This window comes from Bradyrhizobium sp. sBnM-33 (assembly GCF_032917945.1).
Classification (GTDB): domain Bacteria; phylum Pseudomonadota; class Alphaproteobacteria; order Rhizobiales; family Xanthobacteraceae; genus Bradyrhizobium.
On the sequence record NZ_CP136624.1, the window covers coordinates 4,655,080 to 4,673,532 of the forward strand.

At 62.5% G+C, this 18,453-nt stretch carries 21 protein-coding genes; 12 read left to right on the top strand and 9 right to left on the bottom strand.

The window, feature by feature from the left end; genetic code table 11:
• Positions 1–130: 130 nt before the first annotated feature.
• Both RX328_RS21550 and RX328_RS21555 read right to left on the bottom strand, forming a co-directional pair.
• On the bottom strand, positions 131–481 hold the full coding sequence (locus tag RX328_RS21550; RefSeq protein ID WP_213245436.1) for a cupin domain-containing protein: 351 nt from the start codon (positions 479–481) through the stop codon (positions 131–133).
• Positions 482–682: 201 nt separating this feature from the next.
• Positions 683–892, bottom strand: a complete 210-nt coding sequence (locus tag RX328_RS21555) for a hypothetical protein (protein ID WP_213245434.1) — start codon at positions 890–892, stop codon at positions 683–685.
• A 238-nt stretch (positions 893–1,130) separates the two neighbouring features.
• Here RX328_RS21555 and RX328_RS21560 point away from each other — a divergent pair, with 238 nt between their 5' ends.
• The 7 genes from RX328_RS21560 to RX328_RS21590 all read left to right on the top strand — a co-directional run bounded on the left by RX328_RS21560 (position 1,131) and on the right by RX328_RS21590 (position 8,093).
• Positions 1,131–1,637: a hypothetical protein gene (locus RX328_RS21560; protein ID WP_213245432.1), complete on the top strand. Its 507-nt coding sequence runs from the start codon at positions 1,131–1,133 to the stop codon at positions 1,635–1,637.
• A 48-nt stretch (positions 1,638–1,685) separates the two neighbouring features.
• Complete coding sequence (ftsZ, locus tag RX328_RS21565; RefSeq protein WP_213245430.1) at positions 1,686–2,933, top strand: cell division protein FtsZ; 1,248 nt, start codon at positions 1,686–1,688, stop codon at positions 2,931–2,933.
• A 224-nt stretch (positions 2,934–3,157) separates the two neighbouring features.
• Positions 3,158–3,973 carry a hypothetical protein gene (locus RX328_RS21570; RefSeq protein ID WP_213245428.1) on the top strand — a complete coding sequence of 272 codons (816 nt, stop codon included), beginning with the start codon at positions 3,158–3,160 and terminating at the stop codon, positions 3,971–3,973.
• 166 nt (positions 3,974–4,139) lie between these two features.
• Positions 4,140–4,877, top strand: coding sequence for a protein-L-isoaspartate(D-aspartate) O-methyltransferase (locus RX328_RS21575; RefSeq protein WP_249725964.1), 738 nt, complete (start codon positions 4,140–4,142; stop codon positions 4,875–4,877).
• A gap of 109 nt (positions 4,878–4,986) precedes the next feature.
• The gene (locus tag RX328_RS21580) at positions 4,987–6,534 is read left to right on the top strand and encodes an FAD-binding oxidoreductase (RefSeq protein ID WP_213246296.1); all 1,548 of its coding nucleotides are present in this window, start codon (positions 4,987–4,989) and stop codon (positions 6,532–6,534) included.
• Positions 6,535–6,659: 125 nt separating this feature from the next.
• Positions 6,660–7,379 carry a DUF899 family protein gene (locus RX328_RS21585; RefSeq protein WP_213245426.1) on the top strand — a complete coding sequence of 240 codons (720 nt, stop codon included), beginning with the start codon at positions 6,660–6,662 and terminating at the stop codon, positions 7,377–7,379.
• A 126-nt stretch (positions 7,380–7,505) separates the two neighbouring features.
• Complete coding sequence (locus tag RX328_RS21590) at positions 7,506–8,093, top strand: GNAT family N-acetyltransferase (protein WP_213246294.1); 588 nt, start codon at positions 7,506–7,508, stop codon at positions 8,091–8,093.
• 40 nt (positions 8,094–8,133) lie between these two features.
• On the opposite strand, the gene RX328_RS21595 is transcribed toward RX328_RS21590, so the two are convergent.
• Positions 8,134–8,889 (bottom strand): ThuA domain-containing protein, encoded by a 756-nt coding sequence (locus RX328_RS21595; RefSeq protein ID WP_213245424.1) that lies wholly within the window; start codon positions 8,887–8,889, stop codon positions 8,134–8,136.
• A gap of 327 nt (positions 8,890–9,216) precedes the next feature.
• Between RX328_RS21595 and RX328_RS21600 the strand changes: the two genes are divergently transcribed.
• The gene (locus tag RX328_RS21600) at positions 9,217–10,206 is read left to right on the top strand and encodes a Bug family tripartite tricarboxylate transporter substrate binding protein (RefSeq protein ID WP_213245422.1); all 990 of its coding nucleotides are present in this window, start codon (positions 9,217–9,219) and stop codon (positions 10,204–10,206) included.
• 114 nt (positions 10,207–10,320) lie between these two features.
• Here RX328_RS21600 and RX328_RS21605 read toward each other — a convergent pair whose 3' ends face one another.
• Entirely contained in the window at positions 10,321–11,568 is a 1,248-nt protein-coding gene (locus RX328_RS21605) for a glycerophosphodiester phosphodiesterase family protein (protein ID WP_213245420.1), read from the bottom strand.
• 206 nt (positions 11,569–11,774) lie between these two features.
• On the opposite strand from RX328_RS21605, the gene RX328_RS21610 reads away from it, so the two are divergent.
• Positions 11,775–12,089: a hypothetical protein gene (locus tag RX328_RS21610; RefSeq protein WP_213245418.1), complete on the top strand. Its 315-nt coding sequence runs from the start codon at positions 11,775–11,777 to the stop codon at positions 12,087–12,089.
• 218 nt (positions 12,090–12,307) lie between these two features.
• Entirely contained in the window at positions 12,308–12,649 is a 342-nt protein-coding gene (locus RX328_RS21615) for a twin-arginine translocation signal domain-containing protein (protein WP_213245417.1), read from the top strand.
• A gap of 70 nt (positions 12,650–12,719) precedes the next feature.
• Here RX328_RS21615 and RX328_RS21620 read toward each other — a convergent pair whose 3' ends face one another.
• The 3 genes from RX328_RS21620 to RX328_RS21630 form a co-directional block, all read right to left on the bottom strand.
• The gene (locus RX328_RS21620) at positions 12,720–12,974 is read right to left on the bottom strand and encodes a GCG_CRPN prefix-to-repeats domain-containing protein (RefSeq protein WP_213245414.1); all 255 of its coding nucleotides are present in this window, start codon (positions 12,972–12,974) and stop codon (positions 12,720–12,722) included.
• A gap of 83 nt (positions 12,975–13,057) precedes the next feature.
• A complete protein-coding gene (locus RX328_RS21625; protein ID WP_213245413.1) occupies positions 13,058–14,068 on the bottom strand; it encodes an alpha/beta fold hydrolase in 1,011 nt (336 codons plus the stop codon).
• A gap of 133 nt (positions 14,069–14,201) precedes the next feature.
• Positions 14,202–14,906, bottom strand: coding sequence for an ArsR/SmtB family transcription factor (locus RX328_RS21630; RefSeq protein ID WP_213245411.1), 705 nt, complete (start codon positions 14,904–14,906; stop codon positions 14,202–14,204).
• 162 nt (positions 14,907–15,068) lie between these two features.
• On the opposite strand from RX328_RS21630, the gene RX328_RS21635 reads away from it, so the two are divergent.
• The gene (locus tag RX328_RS21635; protein WP_213245409.1) at positions 15,069–15,377 is read left to right on the top strand and encodes an NIPSNAP family protein; all 309 of its coding nucleotides are present in this window, start codon (positions 15,069–15,071) and stop codon (positions 15,375–15,377) included.
• Between the two features lie 68 nt (positions 15,378–15,445).
• Positions 15,446–16,258 (top strand): oxaloacetate decarboxylase, encoded by an 813-nt coding sequence (locus tag RX328_RS21640; RefSeq protein WP_213245407.1) that lies wholly within the window; start codon positions 15,446–15,448, stop codon positions 16,256–16,258.
• A 64-nt stretch (positions 16,259–16,322) separates the two neighbouring features.
• Here RX328_RS21640 and RX328_RS21645 read toward each other — a convergent pair whose 3' ends face one another.
• On the bottom strand, positions 16,323–16,733 hold the full coding sequence (locus RX328_RS21645; protein WP_213245405.1) for a hypothetical protein: 411 nt from the start codon (positions 16,731–16,733) through the stop codon (positions 16,323–16,325).
• A gap of 297 nt (positions 16,734–17,030) precedes the next feature.
• On the bottom strand, positions 17,031–18,257 hold the full coding sequence (locus RX328_RS21650) for a cytochrome c (RefSeq protein ID WP_213246292.1): 1,227 nt from the start codon (positions 18,255–18,257) through the stop codon (positions 17,031–17,033).
• Positions 18,258–18,453 lie beyond the last annotated feature (196 nt).

Genomic DNA, 18,453 nt, shown 5'->3' on the forward strand with positions numbered 1-18,453 from the left:
TTTGTAGAAAGTGTGACAACCTCATTGCCGCGACGGGTCCGCGGGCGCTCGCGCTACAAGGCGCGCTATATGCATGCTCGGAGCAATAGGAACTCGCGCAGAGCATTCCTCAACATCTTGAAAGCTCGGCCTAACGCGACACCAGCGGAACGAAATCGTATTCGCCGACCCCCTGCAGAACCAGGAAGGTGAGGGACGTCGCGCCGCCGTTGGTCACCAGGTGCGGACGCCCGGGCCTGACGACATAGACTTCGCCGGGCCTCAAATTCACTTCCTCTTTCGGATCCTGCAGGAACAGCCTCATCTGGCCTTGCAGAACGTAAAAAGTATCGGAGACATTGGTGTGCGTGTGCCACGGCACCTTCTGGGTTGCAGAGAGCTGCAACTCCATGATGCGAAAGCCGGGGCGCGCGGCGTGCTCGGCGCGACGCTCGACTTCGTAAAGGTGACCGGCGTCCTTGACGGGCTGCGGCTGGTTCATGACGGCCTCCTTCGGATCATCCGCCCCCATCGCGTGGTGATGCCGCGCAATGATAGCCTTGCTCTGCCGTTCGCGAAACTGTCAGGGAAAGTCGGTAGCGAGCGTAGGGTAGGCGAAGCCGCAACCCACCGACCGCACCGACCGCGCATCGAGACTTCGGTGGTTACGCTGCGATAACCCACCTTACGAAGCTGCTCTCGTTCACTCCTCGGCGTCCCTCAGCCGCTGCTCACCCTCCCGCAGCCGCTGCGCGATGGCCGTTCGCCTTGGGATCAGCGCGGCTTCGTCGGCGAGCCGTTGCGCAAGGTCGGAGTGATATTGCTGCACGACGTCGAGGACCGCTTCCTTGGCGAGTCGTCGGTGGTACTCGGCCAGGAATTTGTGCAAGTCAGCAAGCTGTTCGTCATCCATCTCTATCGCGCCTCAGCCGCGATCCGGAATATACCGCAACCCGTTGATCTCGCACAGCTTGCACCACCCCAATCCCGGTGGGATTCACCACCCGGCCGAGCAAAGTGGCGGCTGCGGCACGCTCAAGTCGGTACCTGGCTGTCCGTTAACTGTTTGTTAACCATAAGGCCCCTAACTTAGGGGACTACCCGGCCATCATCAGACGATTCCAGCGCGGTTCGTTCGAGGAGAACAGCCGATGTCCGTTGAGATTCTGACCTACGCAGACCTGGGCGCCCGCCTGAACATCTCGGCAGCGGCCGCCCGCTCGCTTGCCAGACGGCTCCGATTGCCGCGCTCGCTTTCCGATGATGGGAAGGCGCTGGTGAGCGTCGATCTCGCTGAAGTGAGGCATACGCCGCAGCCACCGGCCGGTCACCGGGCGGGCGAGGCCGCTCAGTTGAGGGCGCTCGTCGTGACGCTGCAGTCGGAGGTCGCGCAGCTTGACGCCAGGGCAGCCGGTCACCGCGCGGATTTCGAGCATGAACGCGAGCGCGCCGATCGCCTGATGGCTGAGCTGCTACAGGCGACTGCCGAGACCAAAGCCGCCAGGGAGGCAACGGCGCGGCTTGAGGGGGAGGTGGCAGCTCTTCGGACCGCTCTCCGAACTGGCAGTTCGGACGAGAATCACGGACATTCTGCGCGCCGGGTGGGGCATCTGGCTGCGAGCTTGGTGGAAGCAGACCGCAAGGCTGCTCGTGGGTAACAAATCTTTTCCTATTCCGCGGTTTGGCGGAGCAACCGTGGGGCAAAAATGGGTGGCACCGATATTCGCGAGTTGAGGGCGCGCATTATCGTGTTCGGGGTGGGCGGTGCCGGCGGCAATGCCGTCAACAACATGATCGACGCGGGCCTTGAAGGCGTCGAATTCATCGTCGCCAATACCGACGCCCAGGCACTCACCAGTTCGAGGGCCAAGCGCGTCATCCAGATGGGCACGCAGGTGACCGGAGGCCTTGGCGCCGGCGCGCAGCCCGATATCGGCCGCGCCGCGGCGGAAGAGGCCATCGACGAGATCCGCGATCATCTGACCGGCGCGCACATGGTGTTCATCACGGCCGGCATGGGGGGCGGTACCGGCACCGGAGCCGCGCCCGTCATCGCCAGGACCGCGCGTGAGCTCGGCATTCTTACCATCGGCGTCGTCACCAAGCCGTTCCAGTTCGAGGGCCAGCGCCGCATGCGCTATGCCGAATCCGGAATCGCGGAACTCTTGAAGGCAGTGGACACCCTCCTGATCATTCCGAACCAGAACCTGTTCCGGGTAGCCAACGAGAAGACCTCGTTTGCCGATGCCTTCGCAATGGCCGACCAGGTGCTCTATTCGGGCGTGGCCTGCATCAGCGATCTCATCGTCAAGGAAGGCCTGATCAATCTCGATTTTGCCGACGTTCTCTCGGTGATGCGCGAGAAGGGCAAGGCCATGATGGGCAGGGGCGAGGCTTCCGGCGAGAAGCGCGTGCTCAACGCTGCGGTGGCTGCGATTTCCAACCCGTTGATCGAGAATCCCTCGATCAAGCGCGCCAGCGGCCTGATCGTTTCCATTACCGGCGGCAGGGATCTGACGCTGTTCGAGGTGGACGAAGCCGCCACCCGCATCCGCGACGAGGCCGATCAGGACGCCAACATCATCGTCGGCGCGACCTTCGATGCCAGCCTCGAAGGCATCGTCCGCGTTTCGGTCGTGGCCACGGGCATCGACAATCTCGACGCGACAGGCCCGACGCAAGCCGCGGAAGGCCTGCTCACGGATCTTGCCGGCAGGCTGAGCAACGACCGGCGCCGCATCGCCGAGCGTAGCGTACCGCCGCCGCAATTCGCCAACCCGCCCTCGCTCATCCCGCCGCCGCGCCACCTCGAAGCGCGGCCGCCGATCGCCCAACAAGCGCGGCATGCGGCACCGCAGCGCCTCGATCCCCACGGTCGCGCTCCTCCCCCGCGCAATCCGATCGAGGAAAAGGTTCTGGATATCCCGGCCTTCCTGGGCAGCAGGGCCAACTGACCCGTCATAAGAGCCAACTCGCTTGGAGGTAGTAGACCGCCGCGATGCGACTTCAGCAAGTCCCTCGTCGAGGCGGCACCCGGGCGGCGCCTGAAGGTCTAATGCCCAAAATCGGTCCTATACTTTCCATCCTCCAGCCTTGCTTTGGTCAAAACGGCGGTAGGGAGTGTCCAAAATCCGACGACCGTCCATTCGGGTGATCGCAAACCGGGCAGGAGGCGCTCATGGATACCGCGGTGAATACCAGGCCAACCGACCCACGTGATGTTAATCCGGGACTATCCACGCAAGACATCGAGCTGGTCGCGCGCGCCGATGAACGGCTCGCGCATGCTTATGAAAAGATCGCCCGCGCGGATGAACAACTCGCGCTTGTCAATGAACAGATTGCCAGGCTGGAGAAAAAGCCCGTTAACAGGCGTCAGTCATCGCGCGGCAGGCCGGCGCTGCGCGGCTTTGTCGGTCTGCTGTTAACAGCGGGCATCTGTATCGCTGCTTTCGCTTCGCAATCTTATGGCGAGGCGGCGAGGCTGATGATCGCCCCATGGGTGCCGCAACTGGCTCCGGCTTCGTCGTTGCCATCGCAAGCACCGAAGCTCGCCGCCCAGCAGAGCGAGCCTACTGTTCAGGTAGCTGCGGCGGACGCAGCAGTTTCGCAATTGGCACTTGCGGCCCAGACCGTACCGCAAGAGGCAGTAGCCCCCCCGGCCTCTCCAGAGGTAACACAGTTGCTCGAAACGATGGCGCGTGATCTCGCCAACGTGCAGCAGGAGATCGAACGGCTCAAGGCTGGCCAGGAAGAATTGGTGCGCGAAAATGCCAGCACCGCCGAGCAGCTCAAGGCAAACCAGGAGCAAATGGCGCGCGTGATCGCGAACGCCTCCGCGCAACAGCCGCGGCCCAAACCGTCAGCGACGGCATCAGCCAATCCGCCACCGCCGATTGCCACCTCTCCGCGTAAGCCGGTGTCGACTCCTTCGCCGACACAAACCAGAGAGCAAGCGCGAGCGCCGATGCCGTTGCAGTCCGGACAACAATAGTTTTCGCCGGCGCTGGCCGAAGGCCTGTCCTCCTGCCGGCAGAAGGGGACAAACTGACAGTTGGAACCTGGGCAGAGTATGTTCACTCTGCCAAGGACCAGACAGCTTGTTCCACTGGGGCTTCGACCTTAGATAGCGGACGGTGCCTTCGATTTTGGATGGCCGCATGATCATGAAGATCTTGCTGCTCGTTCTGTGCATGGTTGTCGTCGCGCGGGAGGCGACGGCACAGGAACCACAATGCGACCGCGAACGCGCGGCCATGGTCGAAGCCATCAGGGCCTACGCCCATCGTTCCCACGCCAGTGTTGTGGGACAACAGGGCCTCTCGGAGAGAGTTCTTGAGGCCATGGGGCGAACGAAACGCCACCTGTTCATGCCTGAACGGTCTTGCTCCATCGCCTACGCGAACAGGCCGGCTTCCATCGGACACGGCCAGACGATATCGCAGCCGTTCATCGTGGCATTGATGACAGAGTTGGCCGGGGTCGCGCCCGATCATGTTGTGCTCGAGGTCGGTACCGGTTCGGGCTATCAGGCCGCCATCCTTGCGCATCTGGCGCGGAAGGTCTGCACCATCGAGATCATCCCGCAATTGGCCGAAGCCGCCACGAAAACACTCAAAGAACTCGCATACGATAATGTCAGCGTCAGGCTGGGCGATGGTTATGCTGGCTGGCCCGATTGCGGTCCGTTTGACGCCATCGTCGTAACCGCCGCACTCGGGCAAGTACCGGCGCCGCTGATTGAGCAGCTTAAAGTAGGTGGCCGACTCGTCATGCCGGTGGGCGCCGCTTACACCAGTCAGCAGCTCACGGTCGTCGAGAAAACCGCCCCCGACAAGACGACGACGCGTGCCGTCGCCCCCGTTCGCTTTGTGCCCTTCACGCGTTCAAAAGATTAAGAGCCAGTATGGCGGCTATGTCGAAAACTACAGATAGGAAAAAGCAGGGGAGGCGGCCGTGAGCGGTGCAAGGCTAAAACATTACGGCTGGGGCCGCGAAGACGAAGGCATGACTGCCGAGGAGCGGGCCTTTGTGCTCGGCCGTTATCGCGAAAAATTTGCGCGCGATTCGTTTGAAACAACAGTCGTCCCGCGCCTTGAGGACCTGACATTGCGCGCGCCGCGCGTGGTGCCGCCGGCCTCGCTTGCCGCTTTTTGCACGAGCGAACGATACGACCGCGTCGCGCACGCCTACGGCAAATCCTATCCAGACTACGTGCGAGCCATGCTCGGCGAATACGGCAGCGCGCCCGACGTGGTCGCCTATCCAAGAAACGAAGCAGAGATTGCCGCTGTCATGGACTGGGCCGGTGGTGTCAGCGCGTCGCTTACGCCGTTCGGGGGCGGGTCGAGCGTTTGCGGCGGTGTCGAGCCGCGCGTCGACGGTATCAGCTACAAGGCGGCCGTCACGCTGGACTTACGCAATCTCGGCAAGGTCGTCGAGGTGGATCAGATATCGCGCGCCGCACTGATCGAAGGTGGTGCCTTTGGTCCATCTCTGGAGAACCAGCTTAAGCCGTATGGCGTCACGTTGCGTCACTTTCCGCAGAGCTTCGAGTATTCAACCCTTGGCGGCTGGATCGCGACGCGGTCGGGCGGCCATTTCGCCAGTCTCTACACGCATATAGACGATTTCGTTGAAAGCCTGCGCGTTGTGACGCCGCGCGGCGTAATGGAAACACGTCGCTTGCCGGGATCGGGTGCCGGACCGAGCCCCGACCGCATGTTCATAGGCTCCGAAGGAACGCTCGGGGTGATCTCGCGCGCCTGGATGCGATTGCAGCCACGTCCCAAATTCCGTGCTGGCGCATCGGTTCGTTTCCACTCGTTCTTCAGTGCGGCCCGCGCGCTGCGCGCGATCGCACAGGCCGGCCTCTATCCATCGAACTGCCGCATCCTCGACGCGCAAGAGGCATTCAACACTGGGGCTGCCGACGGCAGCGTCGCGATTATGGTGCTCGGCTTTGAATCGGGCGACCATTCGCCGGATGCCTGGATGGCACGCGCGCTCGAATGCTGCGCCGACCATGGTGGGATACCGGAGGCGGCAAAGGCCGGCGATGCACATCTCGAAGGCGCGGCAGGAATCTGGCGTAACGCATTCATTCGTATGCCCTATGCGCGCGAGTTTCTGGCCCCGGCCGGCATCATCAACGACACCTTCGAGACCGCTATCACCTGGGAGCGGTTCGAAAGCTTCCACGACAAAGTGAAGGCGGCAACGGAGCGTGCAATTGTTGATGCGACTGGCGTAAAAGGCGAGGTCACATGCCGCTTCACCCATGTCTATCCTGACGGACCCGCGCCATATTTTTCTTTCCATGCACTCGGCCGCCACGGTGCTCTTCTGGAACAGTGGCAGGCGATCAAGAATGCGGCCAGCGATGCGCTGATTGAGGCGGGCGGGACGATCACGCATCATCATGCCGTTGGCCGTGATCATCGGCCTTGGTACGACCGTCAGCGCCCGGAGCTTTTCGCGACCGCGTTTCGGGCCGCAAAAAGAGAGCTCGATCCGCAAGGCATGCTCAATCCTGGAGTGCTCATTGACCCCTAAGGACAATTGGCGCGCCAACGGGGTTGGTCGCAAGGATAGGCGGCAAGCGGGTGCAATAGGGAACCCGCTACTCACGGATGAGTTTGTCCGCAGGGCTCACAGACCTTTTAGTCTGGAGGGAAGCCATGGAGCATCTCCGCTACCCGAACGAGACCGCCGAGTATCGTGCTGCCAGAAACGCGCTTCTGGACGACGAGATCGCGCTTCGTGCCCACATTGAAGCTGTAGCAGCCAAGCGCCGCGCCTTGCCGCTCGGCGGCGAAGTACCGGAAGACTATGTATTCGAGCGGATAGGCAAGAATGCAGCGCCTGAGAAGGTCAAGATGTCCGAGTTGTTCGGTCCGCACGACACGCTCATTCTGTACAGCTTCATGTATGGACCCGAGCGGGAGCTACCATGTCCCGGCTGCACGCACCTGCTTGATGGGCTCGACGGCGCGGCAAGGCACATCGGCCAGCGAGCTGCACTTTACATCGTCGCAAAATCCTCAATTGCTCGTCTCTCCGCGTGGGCTCACGGGCGCGGCTGGGACCATCTGTCGTTCGTGTCTACGGCGGGCAATAGCTTCGACGCGGATTATTTTGGTGACACGTCGAAGTTTTCCAAGGGGTTGCGTACACAGCATCGCGTTCCGGACGGCGAGAACTGGGACGAAACGATCTTCAACGTGTTCAAGAAGAGCGGCGGAGCAATCCGTCACTTCTGGGGTTCAGAGATGAGCTTCGCACCAACCGAACCCAATCAACATCATCGCGCCGGGGATCAGGTCGACCCCTTGTGGGGGCTGCTCGATATGACCCCCGAAGGGCGCGGAGACTTTTTTCCCAAGGTAAACTACGATTGACCCTCGGGCCCTGTGCAGCCAAAGGGTCGAAGGTTTGACCGTTATCGGAAGTTACACGCGAGTTTATCCGGCTGGAAAGAAGGCATCGGCTTGTTTACATTGAGGGGTGATCGAGGGAGCGACACGATGTCAGCGACACCAGAAGTCAAGTCCGCAAGCGCGAACAACCGGGCAAGCGCAATCAGTACCATTGTGCTCGGCTTTGCGGCTGACCCGATGGCGCGTTGGGTATGGTCTGACTCGTCGGAATATCTCAGAATAATGCCTCGGTTCGTCAATGCTTTCGGCGGCCGGGCTTTCGAGCATGGCACAGCCTACATCACTGAAGGGGGACGCGCTGTCGCCTTATGGCTGCCGCCGGGTGTCGAGCCAGACGAAGCAGAAATGGGCGCAATCATGGAGGAATCGGTGCGACCGGATATCGCCGACGATATCGGGGCCGTGATGAAAGGCATGGCCGAACATCATCCCCGCGAGCCGCATTGGTACTTACCCCTTTTCGCCGCCGATCCGAACTGGATCGGGCAAGGGCTTGGCGCGTTGCTGATGAAACACGCGCTCCGACGATGCGACGGGGAGGGCATCGCGGCCTATCTCGAAAGCTCGAACCCGCGTAACATGTCGCTCTATGAACGCCATGGCTTCGAAGCTGTTGGCAGGATCCAAAGCGGCTCTTCTCCAGTGCTGACGCCGATGCTGCGGCCCGCATCCTGAACGTTCGACACGCTCGCGCTATCACCTGCACGCTGGAGATTTAGGGCGACCTTCGCATAGACCAGAGGATCGCGTTGGTGAGGATTCGCTGGTAGCGGGCGTCCTGCCAAACTGACGGCTCGTGGCCCAGCGCCGTATAGAATACGCGTCCCTCGCCGTAGAAGCGCCTCCATGCAAGAGGCCACCCATAGAATCGTTGATGCACGCCTGTCTTGCCAAGGTCCACCGAGCTTGGGTCGAGGCGCAGGAGCACGCGTGATCGACGATAGTCGAAGTCGCTGATTTGGTAGATCTCGTCCTCGACCTGCAACGAATTCCCGAGAAAAGCCACCAGAGGATCGCTGGGATCGACCACCTCGATTGTCACGGCCTGATGCCAGGGGTGACCATTAAAGTAGCCGCCGACGAGGTCGAGATAATCCGGCCAGGTGTAAAATGTGTCCGTCGCCGAATGAACACCGAGGAACCCGCGGCCCGAGCGCACGAAGTTGAGAAGAGCGTTCTTTTGCGCTTCGCTCATCGGAAGTTCTCCTGACGTGTAGAACATCACCGCGGCGTAGCGCTCGAGGTTATCGGGAGAGAATTCAGACGTGTCTTCCGTTGCCGTGACTTCAAAGACACCCGAGTTGCTTCCAAGCTGGGTCAGGATTGCCTTGGAAAGCGGTATGACATCGTGCCGGTAGCCGGCCGAGTACGTGAAATAGAGGACGCGCTGACGCGGGCGTTCCGCATGCGTGCCCAGTGGTCGCATGGCCGCCGCGCCGCCGAGGAGCGCAATAAAATCGCGTCGCCGCACAATCCCCTCCGCTCAGCAATGTATTGAAAGAAGCTTACCACAGATCAGCCCGGCCGTGGCCTTGCGGCATCGCCACTCTCTGCCGACCTATGCAACGCCCACGTTCAGTTCATGCCTTCAGCTCTTTGAGGTCGCGACAGGCGATCGAGAGATTTGGCGGGCTGTCGCCGTCGGTATTTTCGCGTCTCGGAAAATGGCGGTTGCGAATGCCATGATCCGGAGGCCACCCGCGAAAGCCCGAATCTGATGTGCGCCAATCTGTCCCGCCTTTCGCCTATGGCAGAGGGGGGACGATGCGGTACGCTCGCCGAAAATCAGGGAGCGAATATGCCAGTGAGAATCAGCCGCCGTCACTTCATCGCCGTCGGCGCGGCCGCCGCCGCAACGCCTTTCCTCGTGCGTGGCGCCTTCGCGCAAGCCCCCTGGCCGTCGCGGAATATCCGCATGGTCTGCAGCTACCCGGCGGGCGGGCAGACCGACTTGCTCGCGCGCGCGTTCGGCGATTACATTTCCAGGCAGGTGGGTCAGAACGTCGTCATCGAAAACAAGGCGGGCGCCTCCGGCTCGATCGGCGCGGCGGAAGTCGCACGCGCCGCGCCCGATGGCCACACCATCCTGTGCTCGATCTCGACGACCTATGTGATGAACCGGGTCATGATGAAGAACCCCGGCTACGACATGGACAGGGACCTGACGCTCGTCAGCATCATTCCGGGCGCCGGGCTGCTGCTGGTCGCGAGCCTGGCGTCCGGCGTCAAGACGCTGGACGATTTCGTCGCGTTCGCGCGCAAGAAGGGCCAGGTCAACTTCGGTACCTATAGCGCGGGCTCGGCCCCGCACATGACGATCAACGAACTCAACAAGCAGTACGGCCTCAAGATCGAGCCGATCCACTACCGGGGCGAAGCGCCGATGTGGACCGGGCTGATGGACGGCACGCTTGACGTCGCGATGGGCAGCTACACGGCCGCGCAACCCGTCCTGCAAGGCAATCACGGCGTGGTGTTCGCGGTGCACTCGAAGAAGGTCGCCGCGATTCCGAACGTCAAGACGCTGCCTGAACAGGGCGCCACATCGAAGTTCTTCACAATCAGCGGCTTCACGGGCTGGGCGGTGCCGAAGGCGACGCCGCAGCCGATCGTCGATCGGCTGTCGGAACTCTGCGTGGCCGCCAACAACGATCCGAAGGTGAAGGAAGTTCTCGCCACGTTCGTGCTCGAGCCGGCGCTCGGCTTCAAGGAAAGCAATGCGTTGTATCAGCGCGAATTGCCGACCTGGATCGAAAGCGCGCAGGCGCTCGGCCTGGAGCCGGCGTAGATGAGCGCGTAGAGTGGGCAAAGCGCAAGCGTGCCCACCATCCATCAACAGCGGTGCAAGAAATGGTGGGCACGGCGCCAACGCGCCTTTGCCCACCCTGCGATTCTACGATTCTCACTTCATTCCCATGCAGCTCGCATAGAACGTCGTCGTCGCCGGCCAGTCCGAGAACATGCCGCGGATGCCGACCTGTTTGGCCAACACATCCAATACCGTCAGCGTATCGCCGTCGCGGTCGACCGCCGATTTGATCGACTTGTGATAGAAGCCGCCGCCCTTGTTGAGCGGGCCATCGCGTTCCAGCGACCAGCCGATCAGGTCGAGGCCTGCGGCCCTGGCGGCCTTGGCGTATTCGGAGGGGACAATTTCCTTCTTGTCGTTCAGCGTCAGCATGGTCCAGATCGGCGGGCCAAGGATTGCGACGCCCTGTGCCTTCAATTCCGCCATCGACGGTTTCCATGTCTCCGGCTTATTGGGATCGAGACCCTCTTTTTCGTAGCGCTCTTCAAGGTAGACCGCCTGTTTCGCGAATTCCGGTTCGGTCTTCACCCAGTGAAGCACGTCGGCGAAATTAAAACTTTGCGCGAACACGTCTGACGGCGGAATGCCGGCCTTCTTGTAGGCGTCCAGCATCTGGCTCGCGTATTTCTCCTGCGTGTAATCGCCGTCGAACGGCATCGGCACCTCCGGCGCCTTGAGCTCAGGCGTGAACTTGGCGCCGAGACTCTTGATCAGCGCGATGCTCTCGTCATGGGTCATCAGAGTCCCGGAATTGGCGTAGAGGTCGGTGCGCCAGCGCGGCGTGCCGTTTTGGTATTCCGCCGGCGTCTTGGCATCCGGGTTAAAGCCGTCCATTTTCGCACTGAGCATTCGGAATTCGGCGAGCGTGATGTCGCTCGTGCAGCACTTTGCGGAGGCTTTCTTGCCAGTCGCGGGATCAGCCGGGCTGAAAGCTTGCGTGCATTTTGCGGCAAGCTCGGGCACGGTCAAGATGTTGGTGGTGGTGTGCAGGTCGCATTGCGAGTGGCGGCACACGAGTTGGCGGTCTTTCGTAAACGTCACGTCGCATTCGACGATGCCGGCGCCCATGCGGGCGGCAGCAATATACGACTCCCTGGTATGCTCAGGAAATTCCAGCGCGGCGCCGCGGTGGCCGATGGAAAAATCGGTCTTGCGAAATGGTCCGGTGCACTGGCTGAGCTGTTGCTTCAGCGGCCCGTCCTTCATCTTGTCGACGAGATAGAACGGCCGAGGCCCGATCTGCGGCTCGCGCGGTAGCATGATGTCCTCGGCCGCGGCGGGAAGGATCGCGGTCAGGCACAGAAGCGCAGACAACAGGACGGAGCGATAGCGGACGGACATGGGAGACACCTCGGATAACGCATTGCGTGCAGACTTAATATCACGGAGCATATGACAGTTGCGTGTTGAAGGGTGTTAGAGCGGACAATGCGTAGGGTGGGCAAAGGCGCGCTTGCGCCGTGCCCACCATTCTTGCGCCGTTCTTGCGTGGTGGGCACGCTGCGCTTTGCCCACCCTACAAAAAATATGAACTAGGGAGAGAAAAAATGCCCGCAGCCTTTTTCGTCGTCCGCGCCACCGTGTCCGATCCCGCCAAGCGTCAGGCATTCGACGCCTGGTATTCGCGTGAACATCTGCCGGATGCGATGAAATCGTTCGGCGCGGTGAAGGCATGGCGCTATTGGAGCGCGACCGATCCGTCGCTGCACCAGGCGATGTATCAATTTCCGGACCAGGCGGCGCTCGATCGCGCGATGAAGGGGCCGGAGTTGAAGCGACTGGTGGCCGATTTCAACCGCGATTGGCCCGACGTGACGCGAACGCGCGAGGTGCTGGTGCTGGCGGAAGAGCTTGTGGCCTGAAACGGCGACGTGTGCCTCGTCGAGCGAAAGCGGATCGTCACGCCTGCTCGAAACAGAAAAGCCGCGGTAACGATAAGGGTGCCGCAACGCAACAGTGCCTGAAATAAATATGCATCGGCTCCGATTGGCGACAAAGCTGAACACGGAGTTCACCGCGCGTTCATCTCGGCACCTCGAAACTCTCTTTCTCGCACGCAGCAAACGGAGGAAGGGATGTGATGGAACGCCGACACTTTTTGAAACTCGCCTTTGGATTTGCTGCGGGCGGCGTCGCGCTTGCAGCGAGCGCGCAGGCCGCGCCGCTGATGCCGGCGCCGCTTGCCGACGACGACAAACTGCCCGCCAACAAGGACACGCAACCCGCCGTCACGTCAGGCGATGAGGTCGATCGCCTCTCGCCCGAAGAAGTACGCTGGGGCCGCGGCCGCGGCCGTCGTCGCGGCTGGGGCCGACGGCACTGGGGCTGGCGCCGCCGCCGTTGGCGCCGCAGGCACTGGGGATGGCATCGCCGCCGTCGTTGGCGCCGCCGTTACTGGCGCCGTCGTCGTTACTACTGGTAAGCCGCCGTCGGGAATTGCTCGAGCAAGCAAAAAAAGCCCCGCGCGAGCGGGGCTTTCGTCGTTGGAAATTTCAGTAAGCGCGGCAGCGTCCGTAGCGCCACACGGTGCCGTAGGGACACACGCGGCCGGGCCGCACCACGACGGTCCGAGCTGGAGGCCGCACCACGACGACCGGGGCCGCCGGCCGAACAACGACCCGGCGATTGGGTTGGCAGCCGCCATAGGGGCCGCGATGCCAGCCGGGCCCGCATCCCTGCGCGGCTTCCGCCGCGCTGAAGCTGGCAACCGTGCCCAGGGCCAAAACTGCTGCGAAAAGGTACTTCATGTTTTCTCCCGTTCTTGGCCGCAAGGCGGCACGTTTGCAACCTAGTCACGAACGCCTGAATGGAACATGAATGTCGTGATTTGTCATGGGGCTGCGGCCAGAAATCCGAGCACCAGCTCGTCATATTTCGCCGGCACCTCCAGAAAGACCAGGTGTCCGGTGTTGGGTATCACTTCGGCCCGGCCGCGCGCCATTCTGGCGGCGAGCGCCTTGGCCAGCTCGGCGTTCTGTCCCATCTTCGCGCGCAGCGCCTCCGGCGCATTCGCTTTTCCCGGCGCGTTGTGATCGTCGGCCCCCATCACGAACAGCGTCGGCTGCGTGATCAGCGGGATCTCGTGCACGACCGGCTCGCGGTAGATCATCTGCCCCGAGCTGACGAACGCGCGCAGCCAGCGCGGATATTCGGCGCTGCCCTTGATGTTGAAGCGCGCATCGATGAAGGGCGTGATCTGTTCGGGCGGCAGTTTCAGGGCGTAGTTGGTTTCGAGCTGCTTGCGATATGCGTCCGCTGTGAGTCTATCTTCGTTCTCCAAAATCTTTTCGGTCGGCGTCGGCGGCACGTAGAGCCGATAATCCTCCAGCCCGATCGGAGCCGTCAGCACCAGATGCGCGATCCGGTCAGGGTAGGCGCGTGCGATCCGTACTCCAAGCATGCTGCCGAGCGAATGGGCGACGATATCGGCCTTGGCGATTTGCAAGTGATCGAGCAGCGCAACCGTGTTGCGCGCCAGCGTGTCGAAATGCAGCTCGCCTTGCGGCTTCGACGATTTTCCGAAGCCGATCTGGTCCGGCACGACCACGCGATAGCCGGCATTTCTCAAGGTCTTGATGACCGGCGCCCAGTAGCTCGACGGGAAATTGCGGCCGTGTAGCAGCACCACGGTGCGTCCGTTCGACTGCGCGGGAGCTATGTCCATATAGGCCATCCGCACCTGCTCGCCGTCATTGACCAGCGGCAGCAAATGGACCGGGTAGGGATAGGCAAAACCTTCGAGACCAATGCCATAGGGTTCGCGCGTCGCAGGCTCGGCTGCCTGCACGCAGGTAAGGCTGCCTATGAAAATCGAAAAGCAGATGATGATCGCGCGTTGCATGGCGGCCTCCGGCAGATGGGAAGCGGCCTTAATGATGCGATGAGGCAGCTTGGTAAAGCCGGCTCAGCTTCACATTTTGCGGAGATCAGGCCAGCCTCATCCGGGCTTCAGGCCGCGCTGAAATCGCCGCCGATCAGGTAATGCGTTGCTCGTTCCCAAACAGCGCCGCGAACCGCTTTTCGCCGGTGCGGGTGAAGTTCACGACGCGGCTGCCGGGCGCAGGATCGCGCGCTGCCCAGTTCAATTCGGTGAAACGGTTCATCACCGCAGCGCCCAGCGTGCCGGCGAGATGGTGCCGCCGTTCGCTCCAGTCGAGACAGGCCTTGCACACGGGACGGCGCGGGTGGGCGAGCATATCCGCATCGATCTGCAGCGCCTCGGCCATGAAGCGCTTGCCTTCGCCGGTGAGTTCGATGGCCTGTTTGGTTTGCCGGACCAGTTTTTGCTTTCGCATGCTGTCGAGCATCTGCACGCCGAGATCGCCGGCCAGATGATCGTAGCAGATCCGTGCGCGGCGCAGCGCCGGCTCCTTCGGCCCGGTGCGCACGCGCGTGTGCCCGGCGCGCTCGGCAAGGCCTGCCAGTCCTTCGAGCACGCCCGCGACATCGGGGCCGGTGAGGCGGTAGTAGCGGTGACGGCCCTGCTTCTCCGGCTCGATCAGCCCGCCGGCCTCGAGCTTGGAAAGATGCGAACTCGCGGTCTGCGGCGTAATGCCGGCCTGGTGCGCCAGCTCGCTCGCCGTCAGCGCGCGGCCGTCCATCAGCGCGGTCAGCATGTTGGCGCGGGCGGGATCGCCGACCAGGGAGGCGACCATGGCGATATCAGGACCTGCTTTCATAGTTCGATGATAGCCGAAGCATCGACGTGAGGCAAGGCGCTATTCTCACAGCCGTCATTGCGAGGAGCGCAAGCGACGAAGCAATCCATTCCTCCGCTTGCGGCGCGATGGATTGCTTCGCTTGCGCTCGCAATGACGGAGAAACCATCGGAGTGCCAACTAATGACCGTCACCGTCTTCATCCGCTACCAACTCGACCCGTTCAAGCGCGCCTTGTTCGAAGAATATTCCAAAAACTGGCTCACCATCATTCCGAAATGCGGCGGCGATCTCCTCGGCTACTGGATGCCGCACGAGGGCACCAACAACATCGCGTTCGCGCTGATCTCGTTCGACAGCCTCGCGTCTTATGAAAGCTACCGCGCGCGGCTGCGTGCGGACGGCGAAGGCAAGGCCAATTTTGATTTCGCCGAGGAGAACAAGTTCATCCTCGCGGAGGAGCGGACGTTCCTGCGCAAGGTCGTGGCGTGAGACGTCTGGCGGAGCAGACGCAGCGTTGCTATGTAGGCGGCGCCAACAAACCGAGGGGAGCGAAACCCATGCTGACATCTGCTGACAAACGCGCCGCATTCAGGAAGTTGCACGAGAGCGGATGCTTCATCATCCCCAACCCGTTTGACGTCGGCAGCGCGAAGGCGTTGCAGCATCTCGGCTTCAAGGCGCTGGCGTCCACCAGCGCCGGCTTCGCCTGGACCATAGGCAAGGCCGACAACTGCGTCACCGTCGACGACGTCTGCACCCATCTCGCCGCGATCTGCGCTGCGGTCGATATTCCCGTCAATGCCGACTTCGAGGATGGCTTTGCGCACGAGCCGGACAAGGTCGGCGCCAATGTCGCGCGCGCCGTCACGACCGGCGTGGCCGGCCTGTCGATCGAGGATTTTACCGGCGACAACGCAAAGCCGCTGTTCGATCGCGCGTTGGCGGTTGATCGCATCAAGGCGGCGCGGCAGGCGATCGATGCCGACAATAGCGGCGTGCTGCTCACCGGCCGCTGCGAGGCGTTTCTGCGTGGGCAGAAGGATTTGAAGCTCGTCATCGACCGGCTCACCGCCTATGCCGAAGCCGGCGCCGATTGCCTCTACGCGCCCGGCATCGCGACGCCGGAAGAGATTTCGGCGGTCGTGAAGGCGGTGTATCCAAAACCCGTCAATCTCCTGGTCGGGGCGGCCGGCCCGTCGTTGCAGGCGGCCTCCGATCTCGGCGTGCGCCGCATCAGCGTCGGCGCTTCGCTGGCGCGGATGGCCTGGGCCGGCTTCATGAAGGCGTCAAAGGAGATGGTAGAGAAGGGCACCTTCGGCGAATTCGCCAACGGCTACTCGGGCGGCGAGCTCAACAAGATGTTCAGTTAGCAAGCAAGGCGCAAAAGAAAAGCAGCGGGCGTTAAACCCGCTGCTTTGTTAGCGTGTGTCCACTCTACTGCTTGGCGCGGTCGACCTCCGTGCCAGTCGGGTTTTGTGACGGCGGCGTCGGGCGATTGGTCGCGGCGCCGGTGGTCGTTCCCGGTTCGGTATTCGCGCGCGGCGTTACGTCACGCATTCCCGGAGGTGCCGACGGATTGGCCGGCTGCGTCTGCGCGCTCTGGTTGGTCGACGAGGTACCGGCCTGCTGCACGGTGGTGTTGTTCAGGCCATAGAACAGCGCGCCGAGTACGAGCGCGATGGCAACGGCGAACATCGCGACCTTGCCTCCACTGGGCGGACCTTCGGACAGCGCGGGATCGGGCTGCAGCTCATTGTCGAGACTATTAAGGCGGGCCTGACGGCGGACTTCTTCATCGCTCAGGCCGGCGCGGTACGGATCGTTCGGATCGGGTTGGTATGCCATGAATGGGTTCCTCCGTTAGCATCCCGAAGTCAAGCATGAGGACAATGGCCGGCGTGCGCGGATGTTCCGCGCCAACGTTGCAACCCCCGTAATGTTGGAACCCGCGATTTCCTCAGGGCGGTCCGCGTTGACGGCGGCGTTCCCCGGATGCCGCGCAGCGCCATAAGCGCGTTTACACGCGCCTTCGACGCGCTATGGCGGTGCGCTGCTGATCGGGGGTCCAGTGCATCGAGGAAGCATGGGCCCCGGCTCTGCGGCGCACCGCTGAAGAAGCTCTGCACCCCGTCCCGGACACGATCATTTACGCCGCGCTTTCGCGACTTCCGCCGCCGTCACCAGCGGCGCGGCATTGCCCCAGGCATTGCGGATATAGTTGGTCACGTCGGCGACCTCCTGGTCGGTCCACTTTGCATAACCAGGCATCGATCCCTTGTTGGGCGCGCGTGGCGTCGTCACGGTCTCGGCGCCGTCGAGAATGATGCGCAGCGCAGAGGAGGCATCGGCCGATTGCAAATTGGCATTGCCGGGCAGCGGCGGATAAATCCGCGGCGCACCCGATCCGTCCGTTTCGTGGCAGGCGATGCAGGCGCCGGTGTAGAGCCTTTCGCCTGCGGCCATTTGCGAAGGCGAGGGCGGGGTGACCTTCGGTTCCGGTGCACCCGCCGGCAGGTCTTTCAAATAAACCGCGATGGCGCGAACATCCGCATCGCTCATCTTCGAGGTGGAATTGACCACGACCTCCGACATCAACTGGCCGGCGTGGCTTTTGGCGTTGCGGCCGCTCTGCAGATATTCGGCGATTTCTTCCACGCTCCAGGATTTCAGGCCGCTGCGCTCGGCGGCGTCGAGGCGCGGCGCGAACATGCCCGCGACGCGCCCGCCGCCATAAGTCTGGCCGCGCTTGTCCGCGCCGAGAAAGTTCTTCGGCGTATGGCAGGCGCCGCAATGGGCGACGCCCTCGACCAGATAGCGGCCGCGATTCCATTCCGCGCTCTTGGCCTGGTCCGGCATCAGGATGCCGGGCTTGAAGAACAGCCAGTTCCAGCCGCGCATGACGAAGCGGTAATTGAATGGCCAGCGCAGCTCCGGCTCACGCGGTGCGTTTTTGACCGGCGTCAGCGTCGCCAGATAGGCGCGGATCGCAAGAATGTCCTGCCGCGTCAGCTTCGTAAAATTCGGATAGGGGAAGGCCGGGTAATAACGCGAGCCGTCCCGCGCCACGCCGAAGCGGAGCGCGCGGTAGAAATCGTCATCGCTCCACGCGCCGAGCCCGGTTTCGCGATCCGGCGTCAGGTTGGGCGCGTAGATGCCGCCGAACTGGGTATCGATCCGCTTGCCGCCGGCGAACGGCTTTGCGGGATCGGCGGTGTGGCAGCTTGCGCAGTCGCCGGCTTCGGTCAGCGCCTTGCCGCGCGCGATGTCCTCAGGCGCCGGCTCGGGCCTTCGTTGCTCGCTGGACTGGGCATGTCCTTCGCCAACAGCGAACGCAGTGCACAAAAGCACGCCGGCAAGAATCGTCCGCATGATCCGGCGTAGTCCCTGCACCATCTGGCCTCCCAAGGCGTTATAGCGCGAAAGCGGATCGAGAGGGGGCGTCATGCCGTTTCGCGCCGAGGCTTCCGGACGACACAAACCGAAAAGGGCTGCCGCTCTTCCCGGCACGAAGTTGCGATTTTTGAAGGCACGGCTCAGAAGGCGAGATTAATGGTGCGCCCGCGGA

What these genes read in the sequence shown, in the direction of transcription:
- RX328_RS21640 (WP_213245407.1), top strand. Translation starts at nt 15,446, where the DNA reads ATGCTGACATCTGCTGACAAACGCGCCGCATTCAGGAAGTTGCACGAG.
- RX328_RS21585 (WP_213245426.1), top strand. Translation starts at nt 6,660, where the DNA reads ATGGAGCATCTCCGCTACCCGAACGAGACCGCCGAGTATCGTGCTGCC.
- RX328_RS21605 (WP_213245420.1), bottom strand. Translation starts at nt 11,568, where the DNA reads ATGTCCGTCCGCTATCGCTCCGTCCTGTTGTCTGCGCTTCTGTGCCTG.
- RX328_RS21620 (WP_213245414.1), bottom strand. Translation starts at nt 12,974, where the DNA reads ATGAAGTACCTTTTCGCAGCAGTTTTGGCCCTGGGCACGGTTGCCAGC.
- RX328_RS21575 (WP_249725964.1), top strand. Translation starts at nt 4,140, where the DNA reads ATGATCATGAAGATCTTGCTGCTCGTTCTGTGCATGGTTGTCGTCGCG.
- RX328_RS21590 (WP_213246294.1), top strand. Translation starts at nt 7,506, where the DNA reads ATGTCAGCGACACCAGAAGTCAAGTCCGCAAGCGCGAACAACCGGGCA.
- RX328_RS21635 (WP_213245409.1), top strand. Translation starts at nt 15,069, where the DNA reads ATGACCGTCACCGTCTTCATCCGCTACCAACTCGACCCGTTCAAGCGC.
- RX328_RS21650 (WP_213246292.1), bottom strand. Translation starts at nt 18,257, where the DNA reads ATGCGGACGATTCTTGCCGGCGTGCTTTTGTGCACTGCGTTCGCTGTT.
- ftsZ (WP_213245430.1), top strand. Translation starts at nt 1,686, where the DNA reads ATGGGTGGCACCGATATTCGCGAGTTGAGGGCGCGCATTATCGTGTTC.
- RX328_RS21600 (WP_213245422.1), top strand. Translation starts at nt 9,217, where the DNA reads ATGCCAGTGAGAATCAGCCGCCGTCACTTCATCGCCGTCGGCGCGGCC.
- RX328_RS21570 (WP_213245428.1), top strand. Translation starts at nt 3,158, where the DNA reads ATGGATACCGCGGTGAATACCAGGCCAACCGACCCACGTGATGTTAAT.
- RX328_RS21550 (WP_213245436.1), bottom strand. Translation starts at nt 481, where the DNA reads ATGAACCAGCCGCAGCCCGTCAAGGACGCCGGTCACCTTTACGAAGTC.
- RX328_RS21560 (WP_213245432.1), top strand. Translation starts at nt 1,131, where the DNA reads ATGTCCGTTGAGATTCTGACCTACGCAGACCTGGGCGCCCGCCTGAAC.
- RX328_RS21645 (WP_213245405.1), bottom strand. Translation starts at nt 16,733, where the DNA reads ATGGCATACCAACCCGATCCGAACGATCCGTACCGCGCCGGCCTGAGC.
- RX328_RS21615 (WP_213245417.1), top strand. Translation starts at nt 12,308, where the DNA reads ATGGAACGCCGACACTTTTTGAAACTCGCCTTTGGATTTGCTGCGGGC.
- RX328_RS21580 (WP_213246296.1), top strand. Translation starts at nt 4,987, where the DNA reads ATGACTGCCGAGGAGCGGGCCTTTGTGCTCGGCCGTTATCGCGAAAAA.
- RX328_RS21610 (WP_213245418.1), top strand. Translation starts at nt 11,775, where the DNA reads ATGCCCGCAGCCTTTTTCGTCGTCCGCGCCACCGTGTCCGATCCCGCC.
- RX328_RS21555 (WP_213245434.1), bottom strand. Translation starts at nt 892, where the DNA reads ATGGATGACGAACAGCTTGCTGACTTGCACAAATTCCTGGCCGAGTAC.
- RX328_RS21625 (WP_213245413.1), bottom strand. Translation starts at nt 14,068, where the DNA reads ATGCAACGCGCGATCATCATCTGCTTTTCGATTTTCATAGGCAGCCTT.
- RX328_RS21630 (WP_213245411.1), bottom strand. Translation starts at nt 14,906, where the DNA reads ATGAAAGCAGGTCCTGATATCGCCATGGTCGCCTCCCTGGTCGGCGAT.